Origin of the sequence: Metaplanococcus flavidus (assembly GCF_042675885.1) — a bacterium.
GTDB classification, from domain to species: Bacteria; Bacillota; Bacilli; order Bacillales_A; family Planococcaceae; genus Planococcus; species Planococcus flavidus.
The window spans coordinates 78,615-98,932 of the sequence record NZ_JBHTKI010000023.1 but is presented as its reverse complement, the minus strand read 5'-3'; the positions used below and the strand labels follow the sequence as shown (position 1 = coordinate 98,932).

Below are 20,318 nucleotides of genomic sequence, written 5' to 3'. Positions count from 1 at the left end.
GCGGCCTGAGCCTCCTCGTCCGCTTCGAAAACCGATGCTCCTGCAGCGTTGCACGCTTCGTCGCAAAGGTTCGACCGAATGCTGTTCGGTCAAACCTTCCCTGCGGGGTCTCAGGACTAGCTCTGGTTCCCGCAGGAAGCGATTTGCGCTGGCGCGAATCGTTTGCGACGAAGCAGCGTAGCAATGCAGGAGCACATGTTTGCCCTTCGCCGTCTTCCGCTCTTTCATCTTAAATTGACTCATGGAGATATGGAGCAAAACAGCGAAGACGCCCAGGGGAGCAACGCTCTTTCATGTCTCGAAGCTAGCGAAGCGATGCAGAGACAGAAACGGCGTTGGTTTTCCGACGTCGTTTCGACGAAGGGCGAATCTCTCCCAGTGCTCCTGCATCGCTGCGCTGCTTCGTCGCAAAGACTTAGCCTCGCATGCTTCGGCTAATGTCTTCGAAGCTGTTTTGCGGAATATCGAGAATTAAAGCGCCGAAGCGACATCTCATAGAATATCCCTGAATTCATTACATAAAAACATTCACGAAAGCATTAGGAGATGGGAAATAACTTGAAAATCAGAGATTATGCAGTCTTAGTATCCGTACTTATGATCGTCGTCATGATGGTCATTCCATTGCCGCCCTTATTACTCGATTTCCTCATCCTGATAAATATCAGCCTGGCCATGACAATTCTGCTGGTGGCAATGAATACGAAAGAAGCGCTGCAATTCTCGATTTTCCCGACTTTGCTGCTGTTGACGACGCTTTTCCGCCTCGGACTGAACGTTTCAACGACACGGTCGATTCTGACCAATCAAACCGGTGGTGAAGTAATCGAAACGTTCGGTTCCTTTGTTGTTGGAGGCAGTGCCATTATCGGTATTCTCGTCTTCCTGATTCTTGTCATCATTCAATTTCTGGTCATCACGAAAGGGTCGGAGCGGGTAGCGGAAGTTGCCGCGCGCTTTACGCTCGATTCGATGCCCGGCAAACAGATGAGCATCGATGCCGATCTGGGCGCAGGAATGATTTCAGATCTGGAAGCGAAAAAAAGCCGTGAAAAAGTCAGCCAGGAAGCGGATTTTTACGGGGCCATGGATGGTGCCAGTAAATTCGTAAAAGGGGACGCAATCGCAGGCATTATCATTACGATCATTAACATTATCGGCGGATTGCTGATTGGGGTTATGGTACATAACCTGCCGGTCGGCGAAGCAGCCAGCCTGTTTACGCTGCTCTCTATCGGGGACGGTCTTGTGAGCCAGATTCCGGCTTTATTGATCTCGACTGCGATGGGTATCGTCGTAACGAGAGCTGTTTCTGACGGTAACCTGGGATCGGATATTACAAAGCAGCTTTTTGCCTATCCGAAAATGATGTATGTTGTCTCCGCAACCCTGATGATGATCGCATTCCTGACACCGATTAATCCTTTATTGATTTTGCCGGTGGCAGGTGTCATTTCATTCGCAGCTTATAAAATGCAAAAAGCGTTGAATGCGGAAGAAAAATCCGAAAAAGAAGCCGATTCCGGAGACGGCAAAGAGCTTGAAGCCATGAAAAGCCCCGAAAGCGTTATCGATTTGCTGCATGTCGATGCCATTGAATTTGAATTCGGTTACGGCCTGATTCCGATTGCAGATAAAAACCAGGGCGGCGATTTGCTGGACCGGGTCATCATGATCCGCCGGCAATTGGCGATGGAGCTTGGAATCGTGGTACCGGTTATCCGCATACGCGATAATATTCAGCTCCGGCCCAACGAGTACATCATCAAGATTAAAGGGAACCGCGTTGCGGCGGGAGAAATCATGCTCGATCATTATCTTGCAATGAGCCCGGGAATCGACGACGACAGCATTGAAGGCATTGAAACAATTGAACCCGCATTCGGCATGCCTGCGTTGTGGGTCAATGACAGCATGAAAGAAGACGCCGAAATGGCCGGATACGCCATCGTGGATCCGCCTTCGGTCGTGTCGACGCATCTGACAGAAGTCATCAAGCGCCATGCCCATGAATTGATCGGCCGCCAGGAAGTGAAATCACTCATTGAAAATATGCGTGAAGCGAGTCCGGCGGTTGTCGAAGAATTGATTCCAAACTTAATGACCATCGGTGAAGTGCAGAAAGTGCTGATGAAGCTTCTGAAAGAGAAAGTTTCCATCCGCAATCTGCTGATCATCCTGGAAACGCTGGCGGATTATTCATCGCAAACAAAAGATACGGACGTTTTGACCGAATATGTGAGACGTTCGCTGTCACGCCAGATTACGCTGCAATATGCGCCGCAGAATGAAGCCCTGAAAGTCATCACGGCAGGCGCCAGCGTCGAGAAGAAATTTGCGGAATCGGTACACCGATCCGAGCAGGGCAATTACTTGTCGATCGACCCGGAAACGTCACAGCTGATTTTCCAGAAAATATCGGAACAGGCGGCTCAATTGCAGCAGACCGGCGTTCAGCCGATCCTGCTGACATCACCGGCCATCCGCATCTATATGCGCCAGTTTATCGAAGGTTTTGCACCGGATCTTCCGGTACTGTCCTATAACGAACTCGAACCGAACATTGAAATTCAGAGCGTCGGCGTCGTCAATATCAGTGGAGGAGTAAATGTCTGATGAGATTAAAAACTTATATCGTCCAGAATGTCAGTGAAGCTTTGCCGATGATCAAAAGAGATTTGGGAGCGGACGCATTAATCCTGAATACGAAAAAAGTGAAAGTTGGCGGTTTTATCGGGTTTTTCCAGAAAGAGAAGCTTGAAGTTACAGCTGCCGTGGAAGCAAAGCCGAAGAAAAAGAAAGCCAGTCAACCCGAAACTGATGAGCCGGAAACTGCTGAAATCCGCCAACCGGCTCCGCAGCATTCATCCACCGGTATTAGCCACAAAGGCTCCCCGGATGAACGCCAAACGGGTGATTTGATCAATGAACTGAAGGGCATCAAGCAATTCATGATGCAGTCGATGAAGGAAGATCATTTGCCGGTGACGTTAAAACCGCTGAACCAGCGCTTGAACAGCCAGGAAGTGACGAAGGAAATCCAATCAGAGATTCTTTCGAAGATGATGTTGACGCTGGGCCAGCAACCCGATATTTCCGCGGCGCAGATTCACAGAATGGCGAAGACGGAAATCATCCGTCTGATCGGCTTGCATCAGCAAAAGCCGGAAGCCAAAGATCCCGAAATCATCTGCTTCATTGGACCGACGGGCGTCGGAAAAACGACGACAATTGCGAAAATTGCCGCTGATCTGTTGTTGCGGGAAGGCAAGAAAGTCGGACTCATCACATCGGATACATACCGCATTGCGGCAGTGGAGCAATTGAAAACATATGCGGGCATCCTGAATATCCCGATTCAAGTGGTCGATTCAGCTGATGACCTGACCCGCGCGATGAACGAATTGAAGGCCTGCGACATCATCCTGATGGACACGGCGGGCCGCAATTACCAGCAAAAGCAATACATCGATGACCTGGAAGCACTGCTCACAGATAAAAATAAAATACAGATCAACCTGGTGCTGAGCCTGACTTCCAAATACGAAGACATGAAAAAGATCATCGATAATTTCCAGACCATCCAAATGGACCAGCTGCTGCTGACAAAGCAGGATGAAACCAGCTCTTCAGGCGCTATTTTGAATTTGATCTATCATTATTCCATTCCCGTTACTTATATTGCCAATGGCCAAAACGTTCCAGATGATATTTTAACGGCAACTCCTGAGTTGATTGCAAATTTTGTGCTAGGGGAAGATGACAATGATTGATCAGGCAAAACAGCTGCGGGAAAAAATGCTGCAGAAAAAACCTAAAAAAGAACGCAGACAAACGCGAACGATTGCTGTGACAAGCGGTAAAGGCGGTGTCGGGAAATCGAATTTCGCATTGAATTTCGCTTTAAGCCTGGTCGAACAAAATCGTAAAGTCCTGATATTTGATGTCGACCTTGGCTTTGCCAATGTGGATGTGCTGCTGGGCCGTTCACCGGAAGAATCGATTGCGACGATGGTCGAAAAAGATTTATCGATCTGGGACATTATCGAAGAGGGGCCGAACGGCTTGCTGTTCATTTCCGGCGGAACGGGCTTCAACGAAATGTTTAAGCTCGATGAAGCGAAGATGAAGAAATTCTTTGACGAGCTCAGTGAAATCCAGGGGCATGTCGATTACGTGATTTTGGACACCGGGGCCGGATTGTCGGATGAAAACCTCCGTTTTATCCTGGCCGCGGATGATGTGATTCTGGTCACGACACCGGAACCGACGTCAATCACCGATGCCTATTCGATTGTAAAGATGGTGCATGTGAAAGATCCGAATGTCCATATGAAGTTGATCATCAATCAATGCACGACCGAAAAAGAAGGGCAACAGACAGCGGACAATTTCCGCCAGGTGACGCAGCAGTTTCTCGGGAAAGAAATCGGGACACTCGGCTATATTCCAAGTGACTCGAATATCCCCGCAGCTGTAAAAAAACAAGTGCCGTTCCTGTTGGCATTTCCGAATACCTATGCTTCCCAGGCGATGAAAAAAGTGACGGCTGAATTTCTCGAGTTGCCTGTCCCTTATAAACTGGGCATCAAGGGATTTTTGCTGAAAATGCTTTTTAAATAGACGTGCCGCGGTATCAAATGAATGGTGGTGAAACGCTTGTTGAATGATAAATTATCAAAAGAAGAATTGGAGTACTGGGAAGGCTGGCAGCAGGAGCGTGATCCGGAAGCCGGTGACTATTTGGTCGAACGTTATATGCCTCTGGTCGATTATGTAATCCAGCGCTTTATGATCAGCCTGCCCAAAACAGTGGACAAAGATGACATCCGCAGCCTTGCCTACGGCGGGCTTTTGGACGCATTTGATAAATTCAACCTGGAGCGGGACCTGAAGTTTGAAACCTATGCTGCCTGGAGGATCAAAGGGGCGATTATCGACGGCCTCCGCCATAATGACTGGCTGCCGCGTTCCGTGCGCGAAAAGGTCAAGAAAATTGAAAAGGCCTATGCCGTTCTTGAACAGGAAAACAATCATTCGGTGACCGATGCCGAGGTCAGCAAGTTCCTGGGCATCACGAAAGCCGAGCTCAATAAAACCGTGTCGGATGCGGCATTATCCACCATGATTTCGATGGATGAAAATCCATACGAAGACAATAATCAGATAGGCAAATACAATATTGTCGGAAACGGTGAAGCGGGATCGCCTGAGCGCCGTCTCTATGAGCGAACCATCAAAGAGGCATTGGGTGCCGCAATCGGGCGTTTACCGGAAAAAGAAAAGATTGTCGTTTCGTTATGCTATTTCGAAGATTTGAAATTGACGGAGATTGCGGAAGTACTGGGCGTGAGTGTGTCCCGTGTTTCCCAATTGCACTCAAAGGCGATCTTGCGGCTGCATTCAGCGACGCTTTCAGTCCATGAATATTATTAGGTATTGGATGTTACGGAAAGACAGGTGATGGCTATGGAATGGCTGCTGATTGGACTTATTTTATTGGCGATAGCGGTGAATATACGATCGTTCATCGTGTTATCCCAATTTCAGAAACAGCGAAAAGTAATGCGTGAAGATACAGAATCCGTGAATGCAAGCATGGAAGAGTTTGTAGCGAATCTGGAACAGGAAAATGATGAACTTTATAACCGGCTCGTTGAACATATTGCACAAAAAGAAAGCCGTATGGCAGATCGGCTGCACGAGCTCGAACAGAAAATCGGCGGTGAACCGGCTGCTCCGGCAATGGAACCGGTGCCAACTGCGAAGAAAATAAAAGCAGTAAAACAAAAGGAAGCGGTAAAGCCCGCAGAGCCTGCAGTCGATCCGGCATTGCCGGAAAATGAAAAGATCGAGCAATTGCACAAACAGGGTTTTTCAACGGCACAAATTGCCAAAGTGGTCTCGGCAGAACGCGGAGAAATCGAATTGATCATCAATATGTTCAAGAAAAAACAAAGTTATCAAAAGTAAGATGGGGTGACAGCGATGCGCATCGAAAGCCAGACAAAAATTCCGGGTGACCGGATTCAGAAAAATGCAATGGAAAACAAGTCCATCGATTCATTTGCCAGCGTCATGAAGAAATCCCAATCGAAATTGCAGCTTGATGCTTTGCATCAATTGATGAGCCGGGTGGACGCACAAGGCGAAAAGCTCGGGGAGCAGCGGACATTTGAAAATTTGCGGGAATATAAAAATCTTGTAAAAGAATTTATGAGAGAAGCCCTGAGTTTTGGCCTGCAATTATCGGATAAACAAAGCTTTTCTCCCGGTGGCGGCATGAAAAATCATCAAATTGTGGAAGTCATTGACAAAAAATTGATTGAACTTCAGGACGAAGTGTTAAATAATGAAAGAGAAGGCTTGGATACACTCCAGTCAATCGGAGAAATCAAAGGCTTGCTGATTAATTTATATATGTAAAGGCTTTGCCTGAAGTTGAAAAAGGTAACACTCCTTGATTTCCCACTTTTGCGTATATATAGAGTGGAATAATATAAAAGTGTTTATATACCGCTTCGGCGTTTGGACAAGGGCAAAGATTATGCTCCTGCGCACTGCTCGTCGCAGAAGGGCCAAAGCAAAGACTATGCTCCTGCGCAAGCTCGGCACAATAAGCCGAGAAAACCACTCGTCTTATTGCTCCGCTCAGTCCATAGTGACTGGCGCTAAGATCTATTTTAGATATGGAGCAAAACAGCGAAGACGCCCAGGGGACCAAGCGAAGTGCTGAGATCCACTCGGGCGAAGTGCAACGAGACCGAGTTAGCTCAGCGCAAGCCCCCAGGCAAGCGAAGCTGTTTTGCGGAATATCGGTTATAAAGAATTATTAGTCCACTAATATTTTTCAAAAAAGAGAGAACACTAAGGGGAGAAGGAAATGAGCGAAAATCGACGCGAGTTTTTCCGGGTAATTTTTCATGAATCGGTCAACGGCAAAATCACACGCCTTGGGGAAGCGCCGATGTACATAGAAGTTGATAATATCAGTGTTAACGGTATGAGGTTTACATCGCCGGTCAATATCCCTATGGGTGAAAAGGTCGAATGCAGTTTTGAAATAATGGAAGAGGGATTTTTGATTGAAGGGACGATTGTCCGGAAATCGACGAGAAATGACAGAGTCGAGTACGGGGTCGGCTTTACAATCGATCAGGAGACGTCATCTGTATTATTCAAACACCTTAATTACTATCAGATCCGCCAGAGAAAGGGTACATACACAGACTGACTTTGTTCAAGCAGCACATTCGATTAAACCAAATTGAAGAAAAGCTGGCACCGCGAAAATTCGTGGTGTCAGCTTTTTTTATTTTAAAGATGTAGCTGACGGATCTTATGGTAAAATAAGTTACAAGAATATTCCGTTAACTAATAGGCGAAAGGAGTGGCATGATGAAGAAAACATCCACGATTGTTCTGACGATGGCAAGAAGGCTGAATGCCAGCTCAAATGATGTGTACAAGGCCTGGACCAAACCGGAGCTGATGAAAAAATGGCTGTTTACGACAGATTCCACCAACGTTGTGGCAAAGAATGATTTTCGGATCGGCGGGGTGTGGGAAATTGTTGACCGGAGGGGCGACGAGGAATACCGGGCAACCGGCGAATACCTGGAGATCGATGCGCCTCATCGACTGGAGTTCAGCTTCATCATGCCTCAGTTCAATGATTTGCAGGACAGAATCGTCGTCTGGGTTTCTCAGGTTCGGGACGCCTGTGAAATGACTTTCAAACAGGAAATTGTGGTGCCGCATGAAGAGGACTGGTCAGAGAAAGAGATTGAAACCGCAATGGCAGATTATAGCGGCCAGTCGGAAGAGGGATGGGACCGGATGTTTGAGAATTTGAAGCAATTGGTGGAAACCGGTGATGTGGGAATAAGAGAAGGCAAGTGAAAAGGCAAAATTTCAACTGAAGCAGGTGAAAGAGATGAAAGCACCACAAGAGATACTTGCTGTGTGGAGGCAATTCGATGATTTTCCGATGGATACTTTGACAAAAGCCTGGTTTTATTTGAAAGATCAGAAGCCCAGGCAAAGAGAAGTTGGAACGATGAAACGGCATCATATGGAGTATGGCGTCACGGGCAATTGCTTCGATCTGGCCATCTGGTTATTCGACGCCTTCAAAGAGGCAGGGATAGAAGCGTATCCGATTGGCAGTGAGCTGGGGACTGAAGATGCGCATGTCGGCGTTATGGCTGCCGACAGCAACGGCCGGCGTTTTTTATGCGACCTCGGAGATCAGTGGCTGCAGCCGATACTCGTCGATGCTGACGATAATGCCTATACGGATGAAAGGTTGCCTGGCTTTTTTCCGGCAGCAGAGGTGCAGGTGATTCCGGAAGGTGACTTTTTTAAAGTGGTTTACCACCGGCCGAACGGCAAGTTTTCATCTCAGGTTTATTCGTACAAGCCGGTGTCGATGGAGAAGTTTCTGGAAGCGGGAGAGATTTCACAGAACAATGTTTACCCGAAACCGTTGTTGGAAGTTCGAATTCCTTGGAAAGATGAGATCGCACATTGGGAGTTCTTCGATTGGAAGAGTTTTTTAAGCACAAGCAAAGGAATCATTACAGATCCATCCCTTGCAACCATTGACGAATGGGTGGAAAGGATTTACGAAAAGACCGGCTATGATAGAACCGTATTGAAGGAATCCCTGGAATTTTACAAAGGTCTCAGAGAAGACTCAGCTTCCTGAAGCAAATCTGAAAAGACATCCGCTACTCCTCTCTGTGAGGAGTAGCGGATGTCTTTTGTAATGAAATCTATACGATCTCTGAAACTTTCATCGGCGTAATATCAGCATCCTTCAACGATTTCGAGATTTTCTCTGCAAACGCCAGCGCGTTCACGCCGTCTCCGTGGATGCAGATGGTATCTGCTTTTAATTCCACTTCAGTTCCTTGGGCGGTATGTACTTTGTTTTCTTTAACCATCCGCACCACACGGGCAATGGCTGCGTCGGCATCGGTTATCAGCGCATTCGGTTCGGAGCGCGGCGTAAGTGTCCCATCGGCTTCGTAATTGCGGTCAGAAAAAACTTCGCTCGCCGTTCTTAAACCGATATCATTGCCGGCGGTAATCAGTTCGCTGCCGGCAAGCCCGAAGAGGATCAAGGCGGGATTCACATCGTAGACCGCTTCGGCAATTGCTTCTGCATAGACCGCATCTTTGGCGGCCATATTATATAGAGCGCCGTGTGCCTTGACGTGCTGCAGGAGGCCGCCTTCCGCTTTGACAAAAGCGTTCAGGGCACCGATCTGGTAGACGACAAGTTCATAAATTTCAATTGCCGTCAGCTGCAAATTGCGACGGCCAAAACCCTGGAGATCCTGAAAGCCGGGATGAGCACCAATGGCGACGTCTTTTTCGAGTGCCATCCGGACAGTTTTGCGCATCGTCGCCGGATCACCGGCGTGAAAACCGCAGGCGATATTGGCAGAGCTCACGTAATTAAGGATTTCTTCATCCTGGCCCAATTTGTAAACCCCGTAACTTTCCCCCATGTCGCAATTTAAATCCACTTTAAAAGTCATCTTAAATCCCCCTTTTTAACCGTATCGCATTTTTCAAACAGTTCATCGTTTTTTCCTGCAGCCTCAGCAAGCGCTGCGCTTCTTCAATTGTGACTTTCGTAAATCGCAGGCGGTCTCCGGGTTTCAGCTGACTGATGAGCGGCAGGTCCGCTGTGATGGCTTCTGCGATTTTCGGATAACCGCCTGCGGTTTGCCGATCAGCCATGAGAATGATCGGCTTGCCGTCTGAAGGGACTTGGATCGATCCGAAAACCACTGCCTCCGAAATCATTTCCTGTTTGTTCGATAAAGCCAGTTGTGGACCGTCGAGCCGGTAACCCATACGGTCCGACTGTGAGTTCACAGAGAAAGGTTCTGAAAAGAATCGTTCCCGGCTTTCTTCGGAAAATAAATTGAATTGCCGGCCTTCCGTCACTCGGATCACCGGTTCTGCAGAGTAGTGAGGCGACGGGACGAACCAGGAACCAGTCTGAGCCAGGAAATCTTTGCGGCTACGGGCAGAGCCCACAGCCAATTGATCGCCGGATTCCAAAGCGCGTCCTTTGAAGCCGCCAAGTGTTGCTCGCAAATAAGTGGAGCGGCTTCCCATCACTTCGGGAACATCAACTCCTCCTGCAATCGCCATGTAGCATCTGCTTCCGGATTGGGGGTTACCAAACGTCAGAGTTTGTCCTTTTGTCACCAAAATCGCCCGCCAACTCTTAATCTCTTTGCCGTCCAGTTGGGGGCTGAGGTCTCCTCCGCAAATAGAAATGATGCAGTCTTCATCGAATTGGATAGCCGGTCCCATTAACGTTATTTCCAGCGCTGCTGTGTTTTCTTCATTGCCGACAAGTAAATTGGCCATGCGCAGCGAGTACGGATCCATAGCGCCGGATGCAACGACACCATATTTTTGGAAGCCTGTGCGGCCAAGGTCCTGTACGCTTGTTTGCATGCCACTCTTACGTATTGTGAGCATTTTCTTTTGCCTCCAATGCTGTATATTCATCTTCCGAGACTTGATGAAAAGTAATTTTGTCACCGGCACGCAGCAGGCTCGGAATATCGTTTTCGGGAAGAAACAGACGGAGCGGTGTGCGTCCGATCAGCTGCCAGCCTCCTGGTGTGGAAATCGGATAGATTCCAGTCTGGCTGCCTGCGATACCGACGCTTCGTTCAGGAATGCTGACGCGCGGAGAATCCTTGCGTGGTGCTGCAATTTTTTCTGGCATGCCGCCAATGTAAGGAAAGCCCGGCGCAAAGCCGATCATGTGGACGGTATAGTCGGCTCCGGTATGAATGGCTATCACTTCTTCTGTACTCAAGCCGTTATGCTGCGCCACGAATTCCAGATCCGGTCCATACTCGCCGCCATAGCAGACAGGAATTTCAATTTTGCGGGACGGAGGCGGCGTGATTTTGGAAGCTGTTTTCAGCAGAGACGCCAATTCCGTTTTCGCTTCCCCGAAAGTGACTTGAAGAGGATTGTATACGACGGATATCGTGGTAAATGCCGGAATATATTCAGTCATCCATTGTGGGGCATTCCCTTCAAGAAATGAAGACATCGCAAGTATGTTTTTTTGCGTATATTCATTTATTGCTGTACCGACTTCAATGACAATTGCCTGGTCACCAAGCGGAGAAAAAGAATAATCCATAAAACCTCTCCTTTCTCTTGATTAATCTGACTATTCTCTAAGTATAGAGCTTTAGAGCTGAGGACGGAAGGGAGAGGAGAAGCAGTATTGGCTGAGGATTGACGAGTTGGGAATAAATCAGTGAAAGTTGGGAGTAACCAAGGCAAAGTCGGGAGTAAATAAAAAATCCGTAAAAGAAGAGCCGTCCCGGATCCTCTTTTTGCTGCTGTATTGCCGAGTTTCACGTATTCGGTATTAAGTCAGGCAAAATACAAAATCGCATAAGAATTCCCTATTTATATACGCCATAGAAATCACAAAGAATTTCCAGTACGATAAGAGTAAGAAAACTAAGGGAATGAGGGCGACTCCGTGATCGAAGGCCAATTTAAACGAGTCAAAGAAGCCACCTATTTATCAACTGAAAAAAGTGAAACGTACCGGGCGATTTTGCGCTTCTTTTATATACAGCATGAACGAATGAAGGAATATTTGATGCCGGAAGAGATTTTACTGCATTTAAAAGGATATTCTTCTTTCCACGCTTATTCGATTGATGAGCTGCATGTTGACCTTGACGCACTCGTCAAATGGGGGAACCTTCTGGCTCAGCAGGAAAGCGGCAACGTCCGAACGATTGAGGAATATAAGAAGAGACGTTTCCGCTATCAATGCACACCGTATACGGTGGAGTTTGAGCGGATGCTGGTGAATTTTGAGCAGGCCGGCGATACATTCGGCGGTTCACTCGAGAAGACGCAGTTCGAGCGTTTGTATCAGTCGCTTCAGCATATATCGGATTCGGGGAATGACAGCGATGAAATCTGCGCCCAGCACTGGGATGACGTCATTACATACTTCAATAAAATCAGGCAGAACACATCCGATTATTTCGCTTACCTGCTTAGTGAAGACACCAACGAGCAAATGAAATCCGAAGCGTTCCTGGCTTATAAAGACCAGTTCACAACTTATTTGCGGGATTTCATCATCGCCCTGCAGCGCACAGCTTCACAGATTCAAGGACTGCTACTGTCAATGGAACGGCAGGAAATGAAAGGGTTTTTTGAAAAAGTGGCTAGGCATCATGAACAGACCTTCCGCTTCGAACAACTTGGGACAGACGAGATGACTGAATTGGAAGCAATCTGGACCAATGTAAAAGACTGGTTTTTAAGTGGGGAAGACAGCCAGTATCAAGTGCTGCAGCGAAGAACCAATGACGCCATACGCCGCATTACGCGGATTGTCCAGCGTCTCGGTGAACGCAACCTGCAACTCCGGAGCCGGAAAGAGGATTATCTGTATTTGGCCGAATGGTTCGCCGGCATGGATTCGCTTGAAAAAGCCCATAAATTGTCGGCTGTTGCGTTCGGTGTGTTCAACACTCGCCACTTCCATTCCGATCATATTCCTACAGATGATATTTACACAGACACGTGGCAGGAAGCTGCGATGGACCATGAGACATTGCCGAAAGTCCGTGAGTATGGCGAGAAGACGAAGGCGACGGAAATGGTCGACCAGCGGAGCCGAAAAGAAGAAGCGAAACGCCTCCACCTCGAACAGCGCCAGTACGAAAAACGGGTTGTCGAGCAATACATGAACGGCAGTGAGATCCTTCTGCATGAGTTGCCGGTCGTGGAGCCGCACGTCCGGAAACTGCTCCTGTCTTGGATTGGAAAAGCGATGATGAGGGAAGACCGGACGATCAAGACCGAATTTGGGATGAAAGTGGAAGTGACATTGGATCCGCATGAAACTGTGCAGCTGCGCTCGCCGGATGGAACGCTTGAAATGCCGAACGTCCGGATCCGCTTTATCAGAGAAGGGGTGAAGGCATGATAGAACGGGAAGAACGTTTTGATGAGTTGACGGAAGAAGCGCTTGCCATTTTGTTCGAACAATTCTGGGTGCTGCGGGCAGATGAGCCGCAAGTCTATAAGCTGATCCGTGAACGCGAGCATAAGCTGAAGCGCTATATCAGCGATAAATTTGGTTTTGACCTGATTATCCATCAGCATTTTATCAAGCTGGAAAAAATTCCGGTGGAGCCGAAACCCTGGATGGGCATGCAATCATTTTCAGAGCCGATGGATTATGCAATTTTCTGTTGTGCACTTGCTTTTACAGAACAGCGATCAGTAGATGAACAATTTCTGCTTTCAGATTTGATTGAAAGTGTCCAGGAAATGTACCGCGGTGAGTTTCCGCTTGACTGGACCAATTACCAGCATCGCCGCTCGCTCGTTCGGGCATTAAAAGAAGTGGTGCGGCTGAAGTTGATTAAAACCATCGACGGCAGCCTGGAACTGTTCCAGTCAAATGAAGATGAAGAAGTGCTGTATGAAGTGGCGATTTACGGCCGTTACTTTATGCGTTCTTTCGTGGACGAGCTTTATCGCTTTCATTCCATGGAAGAGTTGCTGGAAAGTGACTGGGAACGACATTCCGATGACCTGCGGCGGAAACGCGTTTACCGGAAGCTGATGTTTTCACCCGTGGTGCACCGAGAAAGTGCCCAAGATCCCGATTTCGCGTATATCCGCAATTTTCGCAACAGGCTGCGGGAAGATTTAGAAGAACATACGCCTTTTAGGCTGGAAGTATTCAAAAATGCAGCTTTTCTGACGCTGGCTGAACGAAAAAAACGCTATACCTTATTGCCGGATCAGCGGGGAATCAGTGACGCGGCGTTGCATACCATGGCGCATATCCGCGGACGTGACGATCTGCACGTGACGGAACTCGGAACAATCCGTTTGCCGCGGTCTTCATTTGAAAGCCTGATTGCGGAAGTGAAACAAATTTACGGACGGGGTTGGAGCAAGCAGCACCGGGAGGAGTCGGCCGGAGAAACGGCGAAGAAAATCTTGGAGCTTTGGCGGGACTGGGAGGTTGCGGAAGAAGAACCGGACAGCGGCATGATTGTTTTAAAATCGGGAGCGGCGCGCATGACCGGCCATTATCCGAAAGACTATCTAAAAGAAAAGAGTGAGCAACTTGAAAAATAAATGGAAAATGAATCGGGCGGGGCTGCTCAATTTTTGGTATTACGATGAAGAAACGTTCGATTTTGAAAATGGTAAATTGCTCCTTCGCGGCAGCAATGGTTCAGGGAAATCCGTGACGATGCAAAGTTTTCTGCCAGTCCTTTTGGATGGCAAAAAAACACCGGACCGCCTGGATCCTTTCGGTTCGAAGTCCCGCCGTATGGAAGATTATCTGTTGGGTGAAAAAGAAATCACAGACCGTGAAGAGCGGACAGGCTATCTGTTTCTGGAATATAAAAAAGAACATACGAATGAATACATCACTACGGGAATCGGCATGCAGGCGAAGCGCGGAAAAGATTTGAAGTCATGGGGCTTTGTCATTACCGACAACCGACGGATCGGTTATGATTTGGAATTATATAAAATAGAAAATCAGAGCGGTAAAAAGGTGAAAATCCCACGTTCCCGCATCGAACTGGAAACTTTGATCGGTACTGGCGGCGAAGTCGTAAAATCCAATCAGGAATATATGGAACTTGTCCGGAAACACGTTTTCGGTTTTGAAACGCAGGAAGCATATGAAGACCTCATTAAATTGCTGATTCAATTGCGCAGCCCGAAACTGTCCAAGGATTATAAGCCGACTGTCATATATGAAATTCTGGAAGATGCGCTGCCGCCTTTATCGGATGATGATTTGCGTTATTTATCCGATTCGATTGAACAGATGGATCAAACAAGGCAGCAAATTGAACAGCTCGACCGGGAAGTGGATGCGCTCCGGAAATTGACGAAAGCTTATGACGCCTACAATCACCGTGTTTTATTCGAACAGGTTACTGAATTGAAAAAGACAGGTACCCGCGTCAAAAAGGAGCAGGAAGAGTGTATTCGACTGGCTGATGAGCTGCAAAAGAGCGAGAAGGAGATCGAAAGGCTCGAAAAAGAAATCAAAGAGCTGGAACAGACAGAAGAAGCGCTCCGCAAAACGAAAGAGCGGTTGACGACGCACCGGGTCTGGTCGCTTGAAGAAGAACGGAAAAAAATGCAGCAGGATACTGAAGAAAATCGCCGCAAGTATGAACGTGCTGATGGCCGCATATCGGAACTGACGAAAAGAGAGCGGCGGATCCGAACAGGAATTGATGAAAATACCGACAAAATAGGTATGCAGTCGAAGGCTTTGGCAGAGCACGTGGAAGACATGGAATATGAAAGCGAAATGAGCGCGTTTTCTCAGCATGGACAAAACGCCAGCGATTTCGGGCGGCACCTTTCTGAAACATTTTTGTTCGATGTCTGGAAAAACGAAACAGCGGTGCATGACAGGCTGCTTTCAGATGGCTTAGCCAAAATTCAGGAATACGAATCACTGAAAGAAAAAATGCAGCAAAAGCAGAAAGAAATGGGAGAAGAAGAAAAAGAACGGGACAATGCAAGGCAAAACGAAAGAGCCTGGATGGTTACTTTGTCAGAAGACAAACAGAAAAAAATCAGCGAAATCCACGAATGGTCGAAAGCAAACAGCCAGTATGAGGTCAGGGAAGAAGTCTTCGGACAGGCGGCGCGTTTGATGGATGAACTGTATGAGCCGCATTCTTATGATGAAGTGAAAGTTCAATTCCATGTTTTTGCTGAAGCTTTTGATAACCGCTTGAAAATAGAGCGACTGGAAAAAGAAGCTGAGACAAAACGGCTGCAGGAACAAAAGAATGAAAAATTGGTGAAACTTGCGGAAAGAAAAGCACAGCAAGACCCGGAACCTGAGCGGCATCCGGCAACAGCCGAAGCACGCCTTGCGCTTCGGAGCCAAGGTGTAAAATTTGCACCTTTATATGAAGTGGTAGAATTTCAGCCGGATATTTCACCGGAAGTCCAAAGACGGATTGAAAGCGCACTGATGGAGATTGGCCTGCTTGATGCACTCGTGACAAAAAGCGATTTGGACATACAGCATGACCGTATTTTATTGCCGAATCCGAATATGCTCGCGCATACACTGGCGGATTATTTGAAACCGGACATGAAACAGGAAATCGTACCGGTGGAACGAGTGGAAGAAATTCTGCAGAGTGTATTGATGGGAGACAGCACCGCGACGGTGGGGATGGATGAGGACGGCACTTACCGTCTTGGTATCTTGTCAGGGTACGCCGTACCGGTCGAAGAAGTCCGCTTTATCGGAAAAGAAGCGCGGAAACGCCATCGGGAAATGCTGATTGAAGAGCTGGAACGGGACATTCTTAAAATAGATCAGCATATCGCCGGGTTATCTGTGGGGATTATGGAGCTGGCATTGGAGCTGGAAAAGTCAGCCGATGTCTGGCGCAGTTTCCCGCGAGACGCCGACCTGCGCACGAGCTTTGATGAAATCAAAGAAGTTCGGCATCTGATTGCGGTGCATAACAGAAGAATTGAAAGCCTGGCAAAAGATTATGGTGAATTAGATAAGAAATACCAAACCACGAGACGGGAAATGCATGAAAAAACGCTATTAATTGGGCTGGATGCGACTGCTGTCGTTTATAAAGAAGCTTTGAGCCAGTTAAGAAAGTACGACAAAAAGCTTGATGAGCTGCACCGCATGCACATGAATTTTATTCACCTCAACGAAAGTGTGAAAAAAGAGCAGGAACTTCTGGAGGATTTGATCGCGGATATCGACGTTCAAAAAGGCGATTTGAATGTTCTTATCGATTTGATTGCCATTGCTGAAAAAGAAATGCGGCAAATGGAAGAGCAACTTGCATTGGAAGGCGCGGAAGATATCCGGAAGCAGAGCCGGACTGTGCAGGCGGAACTGGCAGAACTGGAAACTGCGTTGAAGGATAGGCGCATCCAATTGCCAGTCAGCCAGGAACGCAGAAAGACCTTAATAACAGAAAGATTAAAGTCAGCAGAGCAGCTGGATTTCTGGGAAAACATGAAAAACAGCTGGGATAGAACTGTTCATCAGGAAGTGAACCGCGATTTTATCGAGTTTGAAACGATCGGAACACCAGAGATTGAACAAATTGAGGCGGCACTGAAAACAGATGCTGCAAAAGAAAAGAGCCAGATTGAAGCGAAGCTGACCCGGGATTTTTACGAAGTACAAACAGATCTGGCGGAACACCGCATACGTGATTACCCAATGGAAACGCAACTGGATGAGTGGATGAAAACGGTTGATTCGGAAGAATGGCTGTCGGTTATCGAACAGTGGAAAGCGAAGACGTCGCGCCGCATCGTCGATTTTGATAAACGGGGCATCCGGGTGACGCCTTATACTCTGTATAAAGAAACCGCAAATGAACAGTTTATCCAGGAAAACCGCCTGAACGAGCAGGATGAGGAATTATATAAAGAAATTCTCTATAACTCGGTCGGCAATAAACTCCGGAGCCGCATAGGGCGCGCGGAAAAGTGGACTGAAAAAATGAAAGCACTCATGGAAAGCCGGGATTCATCTTCCGGGTTGAAGTTTTCAATCAAATGGCAGCCGCGTACAGCGGATTCGGAGCAGGAACTGGATACAAAAGAACTGGTCGGCCTGCTTAAACAGGACGCACGCCTGCTTAAGGATGAAGATATAGAACGCATATCCGCCCACTTCCGCTCCAAAATCGAAGCGGCAAAAAGATGGATGGAGGAAAAAGGAGAAGGCCAGACGCTTCTGCAAGTGCTTAAAAGCGTCCTCGATTACCGCAAATGGTTTTCGTTTGTGCTGTTTTACGAACGTACAAACGAAAAACGCCGTGAACTGACGAATAATAAATTCTTCACCTTCAGCGGCGGAGAAAAAGCGATGGCGATGTACATTCCATTGTTCACTGCCTGCTATTCGCGCTATCAGGAAGCGGCGGATACTGCGCCTTACATCATTTCGCTTGATGAGGCTTTTGCCGGAGTCGATGAAAATAATATCAAAGAGATGTTCGAGATCATCGAGCAGCTCGGGTTTGATTATATGATGAATTCGCAGGTGCTATGGGGCGATTACGAAACAGTCAGTTCACTGGCGGTATGTGAATTGGTGCGGCCGAAAAATGCGGATTTTGTGACGGTGATTCGTTATAAATGGGATGGCAAGTCGCTGAATGAAGTACCGGATGGCGATCCGGAAAGAGTGTTGACCGAGTGAAAATAAGACGAAATGATCTAACGCAGCAAGCAGTCGATTACTTTTCGGCTGAAAAAGTGTATAAAAAACTGTTCGCTATGTTTGTGGGGAAGGTTGAGTCTTTCGGGAGAATCGGCGGCGCCGTGAAACTGGACAATTTTAATGATAAAGAACTTGAACCGGTCGCCTTGTTTTTCGGCACCTCTGTAAGTGCATTGAAAAAGAAAAATACGATTTCTTTGATTTCGTTTGAAAAACAGCTGCAGAAGACGAAGTTTGAGGGAGTCCGACTCCATGAACTGCTGGAAATATATTTTGGTGAAGCAATATATTCAAAAAAAGAAGTAAAAGACTCGAAAAGAGAAGCGGAAGATAAAAAATTGGGAGAACTGAAGGTTTCTTATCCTTCACTCACTTCTTATTTTACTTATTTGTCAAAGCGAAATTCTGATTCACACTGGATTATCCGTTTAGTAACAACGGATGATTTCACGCGGGCTGTGGGAAATTTGGCTGAAGCATCTAGAAAGATGCCGGAGAAATACGAGCGTCTGCCTTTTTTCAGCCAGCGCATCAGCGGCAATCCGCACACGTTTGATTTGGCAACTGTAACAGGGAAACTGCTTATTCATTGGTTGCAATTTGAACAAAACGGTAGTGGAGCGCCGCCTTCACATACCGAAGCGGTCAATGAGCTACTGCTGAGTTGCAAGATATTGCGCGACGACATTACAAACTTTGTATCATTTTCAAATTTATTAGGAAAACAGCAAGGCCGGGTCCATCCGGTTTGGAAAGCGGCAATGGAAACAGAGAGTGTTATAAATGTGCCGTTGCGTGAGCTGTTGAAAATAGACCATGTAGCACCTGCTACAGGAAAAAAAGTGTATATTGTCGAAAACTCCGGAGTCTTTTCTTCACTACTGGACATTGTTCCTAACGCACCTCTAGTCTGTACCCATGGCCAATTCAAATTGGCGGGACTGAAGCTTGTTGATTTACTGGCGAATTCCGGCTGCGAAATTTATTATGCCGGGGATTTTGATCCGGAGGGTGTAGCAATGGCCGTTCGGTTATTGGAACGCCTTCCGGAAAATGTCCGATTGTGGCGAATGGATGTCGATTCTTACAAAGAATCACTGCCCTCTGTAGAACTTGGTGAACGTCTTGGGAAGTTAACGAATATCATGCATCCACTTGTTGTAGAATTGGTGAGTGAAATGAACCGCATCGGAAAGGCTGGTTATCAGGAAGCCTTGCTTGAGAAGATGGCAGGGGATTTGGTGGGAAATATTCAAAAAGATAGGTGTACATGAAATGAGCCATGATGCATTCAAAAAAAAGCTATTATTAGCCGAAGAGCAGCGATTGTCTAAAGTTCCTACTATTTCACTTGAAAATGTCTATAAGTTTTTAATGAAGAAAATTGGAAATAGAAGTTAACTTTTAGGATGATATAAAAAGGAGGAACCGGCAACGGGGTCTCCTTTTTCTTTGGGTAAATCTCCATGTGCATAGCTATATAAGTTGAACTAAAAAACTTCAATTTATAAACCGCTTTGGACAAGGGCAAAGGTTATTCTCCTGCGTAACCTCTGCGCAAAGGAGGTGCCATCTTTGTATGGCACACTTTGCCTCCCGCAAGAAGCCGAGAAGGCTACTCGTCTTTTGCTCCGTTGTCATTCGCCTGCTCCGGAACCGCGCCTTTGCTGAGGGAAACATCTAGAGATATGGAGCAAAACAGCGAAGACGCCCAGGGGACCAAGCTCAGCGCGAGCCAAGAGTTGGCCGAAGGGAGTTCGGCCGACTCTTTGCGACGAAGCTAGCGCAGCGATGCAGGAGCAGCCTTAAAATCGTGCTCCTGTCTCTGCATCGCTTCGCTAGCTTCGAGACAAGAAAACCGTTGCAGTGCTGCGCACTTCGTCGCAAAGACAGTATCCGTGCAGGACACGCCTACTGTCTTCGAAGCTGTTTTGCGGAATATCGGGTGCTATAGAATATTAGTTCAACACATATAAATATCTATTTTAAAATTATCTGAAAATTAATA

The 20,318-nt window shown here is 47.2% G+C and carries 16 protein-coding genes; 13 read left to right on the top strand and 3 right to left on the bottom strand.

Features of this window, described 5'->3' with window-relative positions; translation table 11 throughout:
- The first annotated feature begins 558 nt into the window (after positions 1 to 558).
- The 9 genes from flhA (at position 559) to ACFQ1X_RS15145 (ending at position 8,710) form a co-directional block, all read left to right on the top strand.
- A complete protein-coding gene (flhA, locus tag ACFQ1X_RS15185) occupies positions 559 to 2,616 on the top strand; it encodes a flagellar biosynthesis protein FlhA (protein ID WP_144839569.1) in 2,058 nt (685 codons plus the stop codon).
- Entirely contained in the window at positions 2,616 to 3,773 is a 1,158-nt protein-coding gene (gene flhF, locus ACFQ1X_RS15180) for a flagellar biosynthesis protein FlhF (RefSeq protein ID WP_144839567.1), read from the top strand. The genes flhA and flhF overlap by 1 nt, the downstream gene beginning before the upstream one ends.
- The gene (locus ACFQ1X_RS15175; protein WP_117301338.1) at positions 3,766 to 4,623 is read left to right on the top strand and encodes a MinD/ParA family protein; all 858 of its coding nucleotides are present in this window, start codon (positions 3,766 to 3,768) and stop codon (positions 4,621 to 4,623) included. The genes flhF and ACFQ1X_RS15175 overlap by 8 nt, the downstream gene beginning before the upstream one ends.
- A gap of 36 nt (positions 4,624 to 4,659) precedes the next feature.
- Positions 4,660 to 5,436: a FliA/WhiG family RNA polymerase sigma factor gene (locus ACFQ1X_RS15170; RefSeq protein ID WP_144839565.1), complete on the top strand. Its 777-nt coding sequence runs from the start codon at positions 4,660 to 4,662 to the stop codon at positions 5,434 to 5,436.
- Between the two features lie 27 nt (positions 5,437 to 5,463).
- Complete coding sequence (locus ACFQ1X_RS15165; RefSeq protein ID WP_144839563.1) at positions 5,464 to 5,973, top strand: DUF6115 domain-containing protein; 510 nt, start codon at positions 5,464 to 5,466, stop codon at positions 5,971 to 5,973.
- Positions 5,974 to 5,988: 15 nt separating this feature from the next.
- Positions 5,989 to 6,426, top strand: a complete 438-nt coding sequence (locus tag ACFQ1X_RS15160; RefSeq protein WP_117301332.1) for a YaaR family protein — start codon at positions 5,989 to 5,991, stop codon at positions 6,424 to 6,426.
- A 457-nt stretch (positions 6,427 to 6,883) separates the two neighbouring features.
- Complete coding sequence (locus tag ACFQ1X_RS15155) at positions 6,884 to 7,234, top strand: PilZ domain-containing protein (RefSeq protein ID WP_144839560.1); 351 nt, start codon at positions 6,884 to 6,886, stop codon at positions 7,232 to 7,234.
- Between the two features lie 164 nt (positions 7,235 to 7,398).
- Positions 7,399 to 7,902, top strand: a complete 504-nt coding sequence (locus ACFQ1X_RS15150) for an SRPBCC family protein (RefSeq protein WP_144839558.1) — start codon at positions 7,399 to 7,401, stop codon at positions 7,900 to 7,902.
- Positions 7,903 to 7,936: 34 nt separating this feature from the next.
- Complete coding sequence (locus tag ACFQ1X_RS15145; protein WP_144839556.1) at positions 7,937 to 8,710, top strand: hypothetical protein; 774 nt, start codon at positions 7,937 to 7,939, stop codon at positions 8,708 to 8,710.
- A 67-nt stretch (positions 8,711 to 8,777) separates the two neighbouring features.
- On the opposite strand, the gene ACFQ1X_RS15140 is transcribed toward ACFQ1X_RS15145, so the two are convergent.
- From ACFQ1X_RS15140 to pxpB, 3 genes are read right to left on the bottom strand one after another with little or no spacing between them, the layout of a single operon-like run.
- On the bottom strand, positions 8,778 to 9,548 hold the full coding sequence (locus ACFQ1X_RS15140) for a LamB/YcsF family protein (RefSeq protein WP_144839554.1): 771 nt from the start codon (positions 9,546 to 9,548) through the stop codon (positions 8,778 to 8,780).
- 1 nt (position 9,549) lies between these two features.
- Complete coding sequence (locus ACFQ1X_RS15135) at positions 9,550 to 10,509, bottom strand: 5-oxoprolinase subunit C family protein (RefSeq protein ID WP_144839552.1); 960 nt, start codon at positions 10,507 to 10,509, stop codon at positions 9,550 to 9,552.
- On the bottom strand, positions 10,493 to 11,191 hold the full coding sequence (gene pxpB / locus ACFQ1X_RS15130) for a 5-oxoprolinase subunit PxpB (RefSeq protein WP_144839550.1): 699 nt from the start codon (positions 11,189 to 11,191) through the stop codon (positions 10,493 to 10,495). Before pxpB ends, ACFQ1X_RS15135 begins: the two co-directional genes overlap by 17 nt.
- 351 nt (positions 11,192 to 11,542) lie before the next feature.
- On the opposite strand from pxpB, the gene ACFQ1X_RS15125 reads away from it, so the two are divergent.
- The 4 genes from ACFQ1X_RS15125 to ACFQ1X_RS15110 are packed head-to-tail and all read left to right on the top strand — an operon-like array spanning position 11,543 to position 19,584.
- Positions 11,543 to 13,015, top strand: coding sequence for a TIGR02677 family protein (locus ACFQ1X_RS15125; RefSeq protein ID WP_379083281.1), 1,473 nt, complete (start codon positions 11,543 to 11,545; stop codon positions 13,013 to 13,015).
- Positions 13,012 to 14,184 (top strand): TIGR02678 family protein, encoded by a 1,173-nt coding sequence (locus ACFQ1X_RS15120; protein ID WP_144839548.1) that lies wholly within the window; start codon positions 13,012 to 13,014, stop codon positions 14,182 to 14,184. Before ACFQ1X_RS15125 ends, ACFQ1X_RS15120 begins: the two co-directional genes overlap by 4 nt.
- On the top strand, positions 14,174 to 18,289 hold the full coding sequence (locus ACFQ1X_RS15115) for a TIGR02680 family protein (protein WP_144839546.1): 4,116 nt from the start codon (positions 14,174 to 14,176) through the stop codon (positions 18,287 to 18,289). The genes ACFQ1X_RS15120 and ACFQ1X_RS15115 overlap by 11 nt, the downstream gene beginning before the upstream one ends.
- Positions 18,286 to 19,584 (top strand): TIGR02679 family protein, encoded by a 1,299-nt coding sequence (locus tag ACFQ1X_RS15110; protein WP_144839544.1) that lies wholly within the window; start codon positions 18,286 to 18,288, stop codon positions 19,582 to 19,584. Before ACFQ1X_RS15115 ends, ACFQ1X_RS15110 begins: the two co-directional genes overlap by 4 nt.
- Positions 19,585 to 20,318: the final 734 nt, after the last annotated feature.

Coding starts and splice junctions, on each gene's coding strand:
- ACFQ1X_RS15135 (WP_144839552.1), bottom strand. CDS start 10,509: ATGCTCACAATACGTAAGAGTGGCATGCAAACAAGCGTACAGGACCTT.
- ACFQ1X_RS15160 (WP_117301332.1), top strand. CDS start 5,989: ATGCGCATCGAAAGCCAGACAAAAATTCCGGGTGACCGGATTCAGAAA.
- flhF (WP_144839567.1), top strand. CDS start 2,616: ATGAGATTAAAAACTTATATCGTCCAGAATGTCAGTGAAGCTTTGCCG.
- ACFQ1X_RS15140 (WP_144839554.1), bottom strand. CDS start 9,548: ATGACTTTTAAAGTGGATTTAAATTGCGACATGGGGGAAAGTTACGGG.
- ACFQ1X_RS15120 (WP_144839548.1), top strand. CDS start 13,012: ATGATAGAACGGGAAGAACGTTTTGATGAGTTGACGGAAGAAGCGCTT.
- ACFQ1X_RS15145 (WP_144839556.1), top strand. CDS start 7,937: ATGAAAGCACCACAAGAGATACTTGCTGTGTGGAGGCAATTCGATGAT.
- ACFQ1X_RS15175 (WP_117301338.1), top strand. CDS start 3,766: ATGATTGATCAGGCAAAACAGCTGCGGGAAAAAATGCTGCAGAAAAAA.
- pxpB (WP_144839550.1), bottom strand. CDS start 11,191: ATGGATTATTCTTTTTCTCCGCTTGGTGACCAGGCAATTGTCATTGAA.
- ACFQ1X_RS15155 (WP_144839560.1), top strand. CDS start 6,884: ATGAGCGAAAATCGACGCGAGTTTTTCCGGGTAATTTTTCATGAATCG.
- ACFQ1X_RS15150 (WP_144839558.1), top strand. CDS start 7,399: ATGAAGAAAACATCCACGATTGTTCTGACGATGGCAAGAAGGCTGAAT.
- ACFQ1X_RS15165 (WP_144839563.1), top strand. CDS start 5,464: ATGGCTATGGAATGGCTGCTGATTGGACTTATTTTATTGGCGATAGCG.